The organism is Chryseobacterium sp. NG-CE01, from assembly GCF_055695505.1.
This window is the reverse complement of record NZ_CM146369.1, coordinates 3,859,916-3,874,881: the sequence shown is the minus strand read 5'-3', so window position 1 is coordinate 3,874,881 and position 14,966 is coordinate 3,859,916. Positions and strand designations below refer to the sequence as shown.

Sequence of the window (14,966 nt, the reverse complement as noted above, 5' to 3'; positions counted from 1 at the left end):
ATATAGCTAAGAAAAAGTATAACGACTTTATAGCTGTATTATGATTTGAATTTCTATTTACTACTGATGGTGTTTTACTATATATTATTCACGTATATAAAACGACATGTTTTGTCGTTATTGCCTTATAATTTTGCAAAAAAGTATCATTTGAACTGATTAAATTCACAAAAACTTTATATTATATCTCTTTTGTGAGAGAAATAAAAAGAATACTTTTGCAACAATTAAAAAATTAATAATCAACAACTCAAATAAATATTTGACATGAATAAAATCTACTCAGGAGCATTATTCTTATGCTCTATTCTTGGGATCAGAGCCCAGGACCAGGAGGTAGTCTGGCAGAAAGACATTAAATCCTCAACACAGGATTTTCTTTCCCAGCTTACTACAACCATTGATCAACAGTATTTAATAACAGGAAGCTCAATTCGATCCCCAAAAATTACTTCAGAAGGTAAGAGCAACAATGGTTACGATTTTCATTTGATCAAACTCAATCAGCAAGGTGATCAGATTTGGGAAAGATATTTTTCAGGGGAAAACCATGATTTTTTATCGGCTACGGTGAATACTCAGGAAGGAGGTTTTCTTCTTGCCGGGACGTCATTCAGCGGTAGAGGGTTGGATAAAAAAGATGATTCCAAAGGCGGTTCGGATATCTGGCTGATCAGAATCAACGAATTTGGTGATGAACTGTGGCAGAAAACGATAGGAACGGCTAAGGATGAAGAAGCTAGGGCTGTAATTCAGACTACAGATTTAGGATTCATGGTTGCAGGAAATATACTAAATGGTCCCGGAGGATTTGGGTCGAAGGATATTACTGTTACAAAACTTGACAAAAATGGTAAAATAATTTCAGAGCTGTTATTAGGAGGAAAGGGTTTGGACGAAATGGAAAAAATGATCCCAACAATAGATGGAGGGGCATTGCTGGTGATTTATTCAAAAAGTGGCGCCACAACCGGAAACAGGACTATTATTAATAGTGACGACAAAAAAAATCCGGTAACTGTTACGTACACCTCAAAATCTACAGAAAACAATGGAGAAGGTGATTACTGGATTGTAAAACTGAATAAAGAAGGCAAAATAGAATGGGAGAAGAATTATGGCGGTAAAGGAGATGATCATGTAAAAACAGCTGCCGTTACTTCTTCCGGATATCTAATCGGGGGAGGCTCGAGATCAGAACGATCTGGAAATAAAACGGTCGGAACTAAGGAAGGAACAGATATTTGGTTAATTGCTATTAACTCAAAAGGTGAAGAGCAATGGCAGAAATCGTACAACTTTAAAAATAGAGATGTGCTGATGGGAATGAACGTGATTAGTACAGAGGACGGAAAAAGTGCCAAAGGAATTTTATTAGGGGGGTATACTCAGGCAGAAGCCAAGATGGATAATGATGATGAAACTTTCTGGATGCTGTATCTTGACCAAAACGGCAATGAGCAATGGCGAAAACATGTAATGGGAGAATCAAAAAAGAAGGAGGAGCGTTTATCGGATTTGAGATTAAATCGGGACGGATCAATTGTTTTAGCGGGGACCAGCGCACACCATCTCGGAGAAGAAAACTGGAAAATCGTTAAACTGGGAGACCGGCAGGTTGATATGCTGATCGAAAAACAGGACCTAAAAATTTATCCAAATCCGGTATCAGATTACTGTTATGTTGAGATCGGTTTTGATTTTAAAAATGCAGAAATTGTTGTTTACGATATGGGAGGCAGACAGCTTCAAAGTCTACAGACAAAAAATAAGGTTACAAAGATTATGACGCAAAATCTTATTCAGGGCGCGTATCTTATTGTAGTTAAAACAGATATACAAAATACCGCTAGTGCTAAAATAATTAAAAAATAAATGATGAAGAATTTTTTCGTTCACTTGGCGGCTATCGTTACGCTGGCCGCTACTGTTAAAGTAAAAGGTCAGGACTTGACTAATCCTGAACCTACATCGTCTTCTATTCAAAGCTATATTAAATATAAGGCTTCACCTGCCTTGGGAGTACCTTCCGTAGATATTCCGTTATATACGTTAGAATCAGATGATAAAAAGGCAACAGTTGCACTTTCTTTATCATACCATCTTTATAATTCGCGAAGTGTAATGGCTCCAACAGAAGTAGGGTTGGGCTGGACAATGTTCAAAGGTGCGATTATCTCCAAAGAGAGCGGTGCAAAAAATAATGAGTTTACCGAAATCAGCAATTTAACCCAACAGAATTCGGACCGTTTTTATTATAGCATTCCGGGCTTTAACGGGATGTTTCAAATCTATAAGGATGCAACTACCGGAGAATTAAAATTGTATGACCTCAACGCCAGTAAATTGAAGATCGAATTTGTACGGGATCAGACTTCTACCAAGCTTATCATCAACTCCTTTAAAATTACGGACGACAAGGGATTGATCTATAATTTTAACGCTTACAATATTACGGCTTTTCAAAATCATCCTTTGCAGGATTTAAAGAATCAAAGGACATCCTACGTCCCTACTACCGTTACCGATGTTAACGGACGTACATTGATTACTTATATGTATGATCTTAAAACGAAAACAACATTAAATCCATACGGTTCAACAGCAATAAAATATAAAGTCAATAAGCTTAATACAATTTCCACATCGGAAGGAAAGCTGAAATTCACATATGATTATAATGAAAATGCCGATAACGGGAATCAAAATAAAGAGTACTACACCATTAGGACTGTTGAATTATTAACCACAGCCGATAAATCCATATCGAAATATGATCTGACAATCGATGTTTTTAATGGTTTGACAGTATTAAAAAAAATGGATTCAAATAGCAGCCAGATAGAAAGTACCTCGTTCGGCTATGGAGACGGGTCAGATACCCAATACGGGTATATTGATGATAACGGATATTCTCAGTTTGGGAATGAACTTTGTCCGCGTCCGATCCCGTTTATTAATCCGCAAAAATATGTATACAGAGTTCTTAAAGAAATATATTTTCCGACAAGAGGCAGGGTAGAATATGCTTATGAAGCCAATGAGGAATATATGGATTATTCAGCGATGGATTTTGAAAATGCCAATGAATATACTGATCCATATAATCAATATTATGATACTACGGGTAACATACCATTTGACACCAATAATACCCGAGAATACTCATTTACTGTGCATGGAACGCCGGGTGTTTCCTATACCGTAATGGTTGGACGTGGTTTAGATGAAGGAATTGACTACGGGGTAACACAACATGGACAGCCCGTCGCTTTTAATTTTTCAGTCCTTAACGCAAGCAATACCGTTATTGCCACTGATGCCTCACAAAATGCCTGTACCAGCACTTCTTATGGTAAGTATTACAAGCTCAAGCCGGGAACCTATAAGATCAAGATTAATTTTTGGGGTGGAACCGGGAATTTTGCAATTGTGGAATTAAAATCAGTACCAAAGCCGTACAAAAATTTTCATCCCGTAGTGTATGGAGCAAGAGTAAAATCCATTACCTACTACGAAGACGCTGATATAGTGAAACAGATAAAATACGAATATAATTCCTTTAGCAGCCCCAATTCGTCATCGGGAAATTTAATTGATGATCCTGTATATCCTTACGTAATATACAAGAATGTAAGAGAAACTGAGATCGCCGGAAATCAAACCAATGGACATACAGATTACTATTATAAGATTCCATATGAGTATGCTGATCCTACAGTTGGAAACTACATCATGCCTTATTTTAATCTGACATCTCAAGGTATTCTAACTGAAAAAAGAATCTATAATTCACAGAATCAGCTGCTGGATACCAATGAATATATCTACACATTTGCGGAGGTTCCTAATGCAAAACCTCAGATTAACGGTTATCATCAGTTCACACCTGCCTATATTTCCCATATGAAAGAAAGGAATATTTCAAAGCTTGGTAATTCCGATTATATTACGGAAAATGAAGCAGTCTTCAGTCCCGTTAATTTTCAGAAGATTCATTCAAGGCTTATCGCACAAGACGGAAATATAAAGGAAGCGATAATAAAGTATGCTGAGGATGTGTCGGATGCAAGGTTAATGAATGCCAACATGATTTCACTGCCACTGGAAACGGTAATCAAAGATAATGGTACTATTGTCTCTAGCGTTAAGACATTATATGGAAGCACAACTCATTACTACCCAACCTCCATTGTTACCACTGATCTGGCACAGGCTCCTGAAACTACAATGAAGTTTGACCTTTATGATGAGAAAGGGAACGTCGTTCAGTCAACAGATAGAGCAGGTGTCAGCACTGTCACCATCTGGGGTTATCACAAAACACTTCCGATTGCCCAGATTGCTGGTGCCACATACGGCACTATTTCAAGTTTGCCTGTCATTACCGCTGCTATTGCGGCGTCTGATGCTGATGCAGATTTGCCAGGAAAGGAAGGAATGCTCTTGTCTGCTCTGGAAAATGTAAGACTGGATCCCGCTTTAAAGCAGTATTATATATCCACAAGCACCTACGATCCTTTAATAGGAATTACCAATTCTATATCTGCTAATGGTTTAAAAATAAGTTATTTATATGATGCGGCTGGTCGACTTATCACTGTCAAAGACAGTAATGGTAAAACGGTTAAAGAAAATCAGTACAACTACAAACACTATTAATCATGAGGAAAATATTAAAGCTGGTAACAATCCTGTTTGTAGCGGCATTTTATGATGCACAAACACTTACAACCACGGAAAACTATTTTTATACTAAGAACTGTCTCAGCGAAGACTGCAGCAGAAAATCCGAAGTTGTAGAATATTCAGATGAATTAGGAAGACTAAAGCAGATCATCAATATTAAGGCTTCTCCGCTAGGCAGAGATATAGTAATACCTGTAGAGTATGATGGATTTGGAAGAAATGTGAAGTCCTATTTGCCTATACCCCAGGCAGGTACTACCGATGGTACGATTTACGGTGATCCAAAAAGTAATGCTTCTCAGACTTACGGCACAGATGCCTTCTATTTTTCATCGGTCCAACCTGAAAATTCTCCCAAGAATAGAATCCTCTCTCAAAAGAAACCGGGAGCTGACTATGCAGCCTACAGTACGAATTTTATTTATGATGTGAATTCGGCTTCTGATGTTAAAAAATATTCCGTAACGACCTCGTGGAAAAATGGTGCTACCAGTGAGGAATTGACATTAAACGGTAACTACAGCCCCGGAATACTTACCAAAACCTCATTAACCGACGAAGATGGAAAAACATCAATTGAGTTTAAAAATGGAAAAGGACAAACACTCCTCGTTCGAACAATCGCTGTTCAAAATGCCGATACTTATTATGTTTATAATAAGTACAATCAATTGGTTTATATCATTCCTCCGATAGCTGACTCTCAGCCATTAAATCAAAATACGCTGGATAGTTTTTGTTATCAGTACCGATATGACACCCGAAACAGGCAGGTTGAAAAAAAGCTACCCGGAAAAGGCTGGGAATATGCGGTATATGATAGATTAGATCGGGTAATTATGTCCCAAGATGCGAACATAGGTAAAACTAAAAAGTGGCTGTTTACAAAATTTGATAATTTCGGGAGGATTGTTTATACGGGCATGTTCGTAAGTTCGCAAAACTATGGGAGTGCTGGCAGAGAATATGAGCAGAATCAGGCAAGTAATGCAAATTCGCTTTCTGAAACAACTAATAATACAGGTTTTAATGTATCAGCTTTAACGACTTATTATACGAACATTGCTTTTCCCACAACATTTAGCAGTATATTATCAGTCAATTATTACGATAGTTATCCTCAGGGTAGCCCGGCAAGGCCAATGCAGATACTGGGAGCAGATACAATAGGCGATGATATGACCCAAAGTCTCAATACTAAAAATCTACCAACAGCTAGTTTTGTAAAAAATATTGGAGATGATCAGTGGACAAAGAACTATCTGTGGTATGATAGGAAATCACGGAATATAGGTGTTTTTTCAGAAAATTATATGGGAGGCTATACCAAAACAGAAATGAATTTGGATTTTACAGGTCTGCCTTTGCAAACGGTTGTCCATCATAAAAGACTTGTATCCGATACGGAAAAAAGGATTACCCAGACCTACGAATATGATAATCGCAACCGACTAAAAAAGCATTACCATCAGATAGATAGTCAACCACAGGTTCTGCTGGCCGAAAACACATTTACAGAACTATCGCAGGTTTCTAATAAAAAAGTAGGTAATAATCTGCAAAGTATTGATTACAGGTATGATATAAGAGGTGCGCTACTTGCGATAAATGATCCGTTACAAAACGCTGGTAAACTGTTCAGTATAGCGCTTAGTTACTACAAACCTGTAAGCAACGCCTCAGGAAAAAAGAGTGGAAACGTCGAGGAAACCTTGTGGAAGAGCAGTAAAGATAATATACTCAAAAAGTATGTCTACTCGTATGATGACCTGAACCGATTAAACGCGGGTACTTATACTGAAGTCGGAGTAGCAATACCGAAAGATCATTTTTATGACGAATCTGTGACCTATGATCTAGGCGGTAACATACTTACTTTACAGAGAAACGGACAGGGCTTTTCAGGTACTGCTCAACAAATCGATGATCTCGTCTATAATTATACAGGAAACAGGCTCGCTAGTATAACAGATAGCTCTGATAATTATGCGGGTTATCCTGTACCGGCCGGTCAGGTTATTTCATATGATACTAATGGTAACATGACCAGTCAAATGGATAAAGGGATAAAAGAAATCAGCTATAATTTCCTTAATCTTCCAAATTCTGTCAAATTTAATGCTACATATGTTCCACGCCCGCCTGTACTTAGTGGAAGCTATTATGTAAACACTTCTTATTTATACAATGCAAGTGGAATTAAACTCAGAAAGTCATATACATACGGTGCGGGTAAAGCAAATATGGAGAGTACTTTGACGACCGATTACCTAGATGGTTTTCAGTATGAAACTTTATATTCCGGCGGTCTTGCAGATCCTGTATTAAAATTTGTATCTACGGCTGAAGGATATTTTGATTACGAAAATAATAGCTATATTTATAATTACAAAGATCAGTTGGGGAATATTCGGGTAAGTTATTTCAGGAACTCTAGTGGCAATGCAGAAATTTTAAATGAAAATAATTTTTATCCCTATGGTCTTAAAGCAGACTATAATCCGAATAGTTCCTATAATTATGAGTATAGCGGAAAAGAGATACAGTGGGAAACAGGTTGGAATGACTTTGGAGCTAGGATGTATATGGCAGAACTTGGAAGATGGGGTGTAATGGACCCGTTGACAGAACTGTTACCTGGTTTATCGCCATACAATTTCGCAAATAATAATCCGATGATGTTTGTTGATCCAACCGGTATGCTTTCTCAGGCATTTATGAATGAGATTCTTGGTTCTCCTGATGGTACCACTTGGACTAATACTGGAAGTGGGTTTACAAATAATTGGGGAGGATCAATGAGTTACAATGGTACTGCTACTAATTATTCCGGATACGGTTCATCAACTTTCGGCGGGGGAACTGGCGGTAGTGGCGGCTCACCAGGTTTTCAAGTAGTTGGGACCATTGCCGGAATACCGCTTTATGCACCAATACCCGAAATAAAAATACCTGAAGTAGTGATGAACTATTCGGCAAATTGGGGGGAAAGGTTACAAGACCACTTCAATCAAACAATGGCTCTTTACAATACGATCGGATTATTCGGCGGAGTAGGTGGCAATAGTAGCGGATATAATACCTATTTTAATGCGTTAGATGGTGGGGGAGATGTACAGGCAAAAATGTCATTTGCTATTGGTAGCACGTATGGTGTTGCAGGGAATATTTCACAGAGCCTTATATCAAGAGGCAAAATGATTAGTTCAACAAATATATTTACAACATATAATTTATATAGAACTAACGGATATTTAAATGGGAATAGATATATCTCAGGGGTTAAATTTTTAAACAATGTACGGACAATAAACAGAATAAATGACTCTAGGCTTGTCAAGGGTGTGGGTATATTAGGTGTTGGAATATATGGAGCGCAATTTATTGAATCGCACCATCCGGGATATATCACAAAGGCAGTGGCAAGCTTTTATGCAGGTCGAATTCCGTACTTCGGATCGAGTATAGCATTATCGATCGACTTAAGCAATGTGGATTACTGGAATATCTGGACATTGAATGCAGCTATCAATGGCAGTCATGAGTATGATTATTTACACCCTTAATATATGTTAATGAAAAATTGTATAAAGAATGCATTCTTTTATGCATATTATGAAATTTATTTACAAGAACATAGTTTTTATAAGAAACATAAGGATAAAAACTTTTATGCTATAACAACATTTTGTTTAGTAATAGGTTTTTTGTTTTATTTTCCGATCACACTGCTGTACCATAAAATAATTGGTATTAGTAGGTTTTTCTATATTCTTATAATAATTATTACATATGCTGAAATTTATTTTTTATCCAATATAATAGGCAATAACGACTTAACAGACAATATTAATATGTTTTATGAGAAGAAGAAAACGGTTAAAAACTCTAGGAATATAGTATGGATATTTGTTTTAATATGTATTCTTTTATGGATAGCTGCACTCAGATATGATCCGTATTGATAATGAACAATAGACTTCTACAGATATATTATAATATTTACTGTGTATATTATTGTAGGTAATAAGATAACCTAAAAGTATCTCGTAATTAGCAACATTAACCTCACTTTATGTGGGGTTTATGTTTGATATGATAAGCTTGGATGCAAATTGATGTAATCATAAAAGGTTAAATTTGTAGTGATGATATCAGATAAGCACTACCTATATTTCCATTACGACTTGTACCATATGGGCCCTTGAAAAGGGGAAACTTCTGATAAAGCCAGAGAAAGGCTTTACAAAACAGCAGATTCGTTAAAATCTTCAAAATAATTATGAATAAGTTTTTTTTATTATTTAGTTCTTTATTTATTTTCTCTTGCAAAAAAAAAGAAGTAACTAAAAATTATAATGATTTAAATTCAACAGAATATTTTTCAATCTCAACTGATTTGAAAACTTTGAAAAATATTGAAAAGAATAAAGTAAATGATTCTTTATATAAAATAATGGGCATATTTAAAAATTATGCTATAAATGGTTATATAACTGACAAAAATATTGGAATTAATTGGTGGAACGCTTCCGACAATAAAACCAAGGAATTGCTTGCAAAATTGCAGTACAAACTAATAGATGATAAAGAATTTGTAAATCAATATATTTTATTTGAGAATAAAAGTATTGATACCTTAGGGAGTAAATTTTATTCTGTAAAGAAAAATACAAATTATGTAAGCTATAAATTTTATATGCCAAGTCAATTAAAAAAACTAAATTGTGAAGGAAAGTTAAATTATCACATTTATTCTAAAGGAATTGAACGAGTTCATTTACAATGTAAGTGTATTAAAAATGCAAATGTTTTCAATTGTGAATTTCCTATACCACAAGATTTGAATAGTAATGACATATTCATTCGAGGAAATTTTTGGGAAATGTTTCAATTAGAAAATGGTGATATTGGAGGGAATGACATTTATGTATTGGATACATTAAAATAACATTACCCGCTCGTACGAATTTTTAATCCGTGAGCAATAATAAATAACCCCGCTGCGCAAAGTCTCCCGACTGTGAGCAGATAAAAATAAACCCACTGCAATTGCGGTGGGTTTAAAAAATTTAAAACCAATATATTTTAACCATATAGGAAATTCTTATTAAGCTACTTTAATAATGGCAGCGGAAAAGAAGTGTTGAAGATATCTGATTATCTCTTAAGAATTCCGTAATTTTTTTTCATTAATTTATTTTTATTAAAATGGCTTTATGGAAGATTAATTTTTCTTAAAATCAATTGAGACAGGAATAAAAATAATCTGCTGATACTAGCTGTAATATTGTTCACAGGAGCTTTTTTCAGCATTTTTTTCATCAGATTAAACTCATTTCATTTTCTTTGTCCGTTACATATCTTCTAAATTTCACACCGGATTTTGGAGAATATTTCTGGTCTGGAAATAAAGTGTGTCATCATTAAATAACACGACACCTTTTGTCGCATGTCCACAATATCTTTGTTCAATAATTTTAAAGATTATAGTGATAAATTAATTACTATGATAATATTCACATACAATTGACATTATATATCTTTTACGGGAGAAATAAAAAGAATATTTTTGCAGCGATTTAAAAATTAATAATCAACAACTCGAAATAAACATTGAGAATGAATAAAATCTACTCAGGAGCCTTATTCCTGTGCTCCGTTCTGAGCATTTCCGCCCAGGAAGTAGTCTGGCAGAAAGACATCAAATCCTCCACCCAGGATTTTCTTTCCCAGGTTACCACAACCATTGACCAGCAATATCTGATAACCGGCAGTTCTATTAGGGCTGAAAGTGAAATTTCGAAAGCCGGAGGCAAAAGCAATATGCCAGTAGCCAACAGCCAGCAGCCGAATAACGGTTACGATTTCCATCTGATCAAACTCAATCAACAGGGAGAAGAAGTCTGGGAAAAATATTTCTCCGGACAGAACCACGATTTTTTATCCGCTACAGTGAATACGCAGGAAGGAGGTTTTCTTCTTGCCGGAACGTCATTCAGCGGTAAAGGGTTGGATAAAAAAGATGATTCCAAAGGAGGAAGCGATTTTTGGTTAATCAGAATCAATGAGTTCGGGTATGAACTGTGGCAGAAAACCATAGGCAGTACAGCAGATGAAGAAGCAAGAGCAGTGATTCAAACTACCGATATGGGATTCTTGTGGCCGGTAATATGATGAGCGGTTCCCTTCCCTTGAATGATTCCGGAACAGCAGATCAGCGTTCCCTGAGGCTCTCGAAGGGAACAATTGGTTATGGATCCAAAGATGTGCTGATTGTACGATTGGACAAAAACGGAAAAGAATTATCGCAACTCATTGTAGGCGGAAAAGGTTTAGATGAAGTAGAAAAGATGATTCCCACGAAAGACGGCGGAGCATTGCTCGGAGTGTATTCGAGAAGCGGAGCGGTGGCAGAAAACGGGATGCACCCTTCGGCAGGCTCGGGATCCGCCACTTCGAAAGCTATTAGCCAAATGCCAAAAGCCAGCGACAATTTCGGTGAAGGTGATTACTGGATCATCAAGCTTTCCAAAGACGGCAATGTGGAATGGGAAAAGAATTACGGAGGGAAAGGAGATGATCATTTAAGAACATTGGCTTTAACTTCCACAGGCTTTTTAGTTGGCGGAGAATCAAGATCGGAAAGATCGGGAAATAAAACCGTGGGCATCGAAGAAGGAACTGACTTATGGCTGATTTCTTTAAACGAAAGAGGGGAAGAAATCTGGCAGAAATCCTACAACTTTAAGAATCGGGATGTGCTGATGGGAATGAGCGTACTGCATGCTTCAGATGATAAATCATCAAAAGGAATTTTACTGGGAGGTTATACCCAGGCGGAAGGAAGGATAGAAGCTGACGATGAAACGTTCTGGATGCTGTATCTCAATGAAAAAGGAGAAGAACAGTGGAGAAAACATGTAAAGGGCGAATCCAGAAAAAGAGAAGAAAGGCTTTCGGATATTAAGCTGAACAGGGATGGTTCCATAATTCTAGCCGGAACCAGTGCAGAAGAGCTTGGAAAAGAAAACTGGAAGATTGTAAAGTTGGGCGACAGACAGATTGACCAGCTGATCGAAAAGCAGGATATTAAGATCTACCCGAATCCGGTAACAGATTATGCATATGTAGAAATCGGCTTCCTTTCGACAAGCTCAGGGACCACACCTTCAACAGGCTCAGGGCAGGTTTTTGAAGCGGAGATTGTTGTGTACGATATGGGCGGAAGGCAGCTTCAGAGCCTGAAAACAAAAAATAGAGTTACCAAGATCAATACGCAGAACCTGGTTCAGGGAGCGTATCTGGTAACCGTGAAAACCAATGATAACAAAACAGCGAGTGCTAAACTGATTAAGAAATAATGAGAACAATATTTTTACTATTATCTTTATTCGCGGCCCAGGTATTGATGAGCCAGAGTATAGATACCGGATTTTCAAAACCTGAAGCATCAGTATCATCCTTATCTTCTTATACCAATGCTGCGGTATCCTATGCCACCGGAGTTCCTGACATCTCCTTTCCGGTTGTCTCACTTCCTACCAATACAAAAGATTTTTCAGTAGGAATGTTCATTAGCTATCATCCCCAAAACCTGCTGAGCAGCGAAAAAGCATCAGATGTAGGATCAGGCTGGTCTTTACTGGGTAACGGGGTAATATCCCGGCAGCTTACCGGCGATATTGATGAAAAGTATGATGAGATAAGTGATTCCCATTATTATAAAAATCCTTTTGATGATTATTACTACTATAATATGGGGGGATATTCCGGGAAGTTTAAGGTATTAAGGGATACGGACAACAATACCTTTCAGATTGTAAAACTCACACCATCCAACCTAAAAATTGAATATGTAAGAGAAAATAATAATGCCACCCTTATTTTTAAGAGTTTTAAAATTACAGACGACAAAGGCTATGTATATGTTTTCGATAAGTTTTCCGTAGCAGAATTTAAAGAGGTCGGCACCACTTGGGGGAAAGCGTACAGAAGTGCATTTTATCTTACCAAAATCTACAATTATAAGATGCAGGAACTTGTATCTTACAATTATCAGCAGGATACCTATACCTCTGCAACTATGCTGTCAGGAATTCCTGTTCAGACCCAGAAACTGAACCAAATTGTTACAGCAGATAATGGTTCGATAGATATTGTATACAATTTTAGTCCCACCTACAGAAGATCTTTGAACGACCCGTTTGAAATAAGCCGTATTGAAGTGAAGGATAAAGCAGGAAATCTTAATTCCAAAGTAGAATTTACCTATGTTTACTTTCCGTTTACCAATCCCGCCAATTTCTATGAAACCATTTCCAAAAGGATGCTGACTAAAATCAAGAAATACAGTAAAGATCTGGCTAAAAGTGAAACCACAGAGTTTACGTACAATGAAAATGGTTCGTCTAAGGAATACAGTCCGGTATTAGGGCAGTTTAAGGACTATTCCCTCTGTTCCATGCATCAGCATGCCCTGATGAATGAGATTGAAAACCCCAAATATTTCCCTGTGGGCTCATTAAAGAGGGTAAAACTGCCTACAGGCGGTGCCGTAGAATATAATTTTGAAGCGAATGAATATGCGGTAGACAATATTTCACAATACATCAGCGATCTTGGGTATAGAGGCTTTGTAGATCCGCAGTTTCAGTATCTTAAGCCGCTTTACTCGCAGAACTTTGATACCAGGCAATCTAAGGTGTTTAATTATACGGTAAGCGGAAGTGCTGCAACCCCTAAAGCAATCTATGTCGTTTTTAATGTATTTGAAAAGTTTGCACCGGACCCCAGGCTGGATCCCGGGACACCACTGGAAGTAGACTATACCATTCCCGAACCAGGCTACTGGACAAACATTACAGACATTTGTTCTGAACCTTCGACTAATATGTCTGTCCGAAAATTTATCATTACAGGAGGAGCAAATACCATTACCATTACCGGAACAGGGGGAAGGGGGTATTTTGAAATTTTTGAAATAGCGATTAAAGATGACCCTTATAAAAATGCCATTCCTACGGAAGGCCTTAGAATAGAAAGCATTAAGTATTATGACAATTTTTATTCCCAGAGCCCGGTAAAGTCTCAGAAGTTTGTATACGATATGTTTGACAACAGCAACAGCTCCAGTGGCATCCTGTTTTCCGAAGGGACGTACATGGGCCAGGGACCGGAAACAATTGTTTATAAAAATGTAAAGATATTAAACGGAGACAACGGCGGATATACCAAATACTATTACAAATCGCCGGCTGCTTATCCTCAATACAGCATTGGAGAAGCTTATAATTTTTGGCCTAACATCAATATTACCAAAAGCGGATTACTGGAAAAGAAAGAAATCTATGATAATACCCATCACCGGCTGGCTGATGAAAGCTATGAATATACGATTGAAGAAACTGCGGATCCCAAATACGTGTTGGTTCCCTTAAGTTCAGGCCCTACTTATTACACCAAAACAGCCTGGATAAAGGAACAGCGTTCTGTCTCGAAAGCATATGACCCCAACGGAAGATCGGTAACCACCAGTTCCGAAAGCCTGAGAGAATCCGGAAGCTATAACCTGGTCAAAGAAAAAACGACAGCCTCTGACGGTATGATCCAGGAAGTAACCTACCGCTATGCCGCAGACAAGAACCACACCGCACTTATTAATGCTCATATCGTTGGCATCCCGTTGGAAACGGAAGTCAGTAAGAACGGAACTCCCGTATCGAAAAGTGAAGTTCGATTTGATAATCCTTCAAACCTGTACCCCACTTCTGTGCTGGCCTATACTCCTGATAATCTGGCCAACAGTTATCCCCTGGTAAAATACGATGTATACGACGCAAAAGGACATGTCATTCAATATTCCACAATGCCGGATTCTCCCACAGGAACGGGAACTCCCGCTACCATCATTTGGGGATATAACAATACCGTTCCGATCGCTAAGATAGACGGGGCAAAATTGTCCGACATTCCCCAGAGCTTAATCGACAGCATTGTTAATGCATCCAACGAAGACGCCAATGCCACGCCTTCCACAGCACAGGCAAAAGAAGAGTCCCTGCTGGCGCAGCTCGAAAACTTTAAGAATCACTCCGCACTGGCAGGCTTTACCGTTACCGCTTATACTTATGATCCTCTCGCAGGCGTTACCAATGTACTGCCTCCCAACGGAATAAGAGAAATCTATAGCTACGACAGCTTCAACAGGCTTGAAAAAGTAAAAGATGTTAACGGAAAAACCCTGAAGGAATATCAGTATAACTATAAACAATAAC

At 37.6% G+C, this 14,966-nt stretch carries 7 protein-coding genes; all 7 read left to right on the top strand.

Features of this window, described 5'->3' with window-relative positions; genetic code table 11:
* Nucleotides 1–267: 267 nt before the first annotated feature.
* The 7 genes from ACYT6F_RS17720 (at nt 268) to ACYT6F_RS17690 (ending at nt 14,965) form a co-directional block, all read left to right on the top strand.
* The gene (locus tag ACYT6F_RS17720; RefSeq protein ID WP_472598947.1) at nt 268–1,875 is read left to right on the top strand and encodes a T9SS type A sorting domain-containing protein; all 1,608 of its coding nucleotides are present in this window, start codon (nt 268–270) and stop codon (nt 1,873–1,875) included.
* Nucleotides 1,876–4,662: a hypothetical protein gene (locus ACYT6F_RS17715; protein ID WP_472598946.1), complete on the top strand. Its 2,787-nt coding sequence runs from the start codon at nt 1,876–1,878 to the stop codon at nt 4,660–4,662.
* Nucleotides 4,663–4,664: 2 nt separating this feature from the next.
* Complete coding sequence (locus ACYT6F_RS17710) at nt 4,665–8,255, top strand: DUF6443 domain-containing protein (RefSeq protein WP_472598945.1); 3,591 nt, start codon at nt 4,665–4,667, stop codon at nt 8,253–8,255.
* 716 nt (nt 8,256–8,971) lie between these two features.
* The gene (locus ACYT6F_RS17705; protein WP_472598944.1) at nt 8,972–9,640 is read left to right on the top strand and encodes a hypothetical protein; all 669 of its coding nucleotides are present in this window, start codon (nt 8,972–8,974) and stop codon (nt 9,638–9,640) included.
* A 671-nt stretch (nt 9,641–10,311) separates the two neighbouring features.
* A complete protein-coding gene (locus tag ACYT6F_RS17700) occupies nt 10,312–10,866 on the top strand; it encodes a hypothetical protein (protein ID WP_472598943.1) in 555 nt (184 codons plus the stop codon).
* Nucleotides 10,863–12,053 (top strand): T9SS type A sorting domain-containing protein, encoded by a 1,191-nt coding sequence (locus ACYT6F_RS17695; RefSeq protein WP_472598942.1) that lies wholly within the window; start codon nt 10,863–10,865, stop codon nt 12,051–12,053. The genes ACYT6F_RS17700 and ACYT6F_RS17695 overlap by 4 nt, the downstream gene beginning before the upstream one ends.
* On the top strand, nt 12,053–14,965 hold the full coding sequence (locus tag ACYT6F_RS17690; protein ID WP_472598941.1) for a hypothetical protein: 2,913 nt from the start codon (nt 12,053–12,055) through the stop codon (nt 14,963–14,965). Before ACYT6F_RS17695 ends, ACYT6F_RS17690 begins: the two co-directional genes overlap by 1 nt.
* Nucleotide 14,966: the final 1 nt, after the last annotated feature.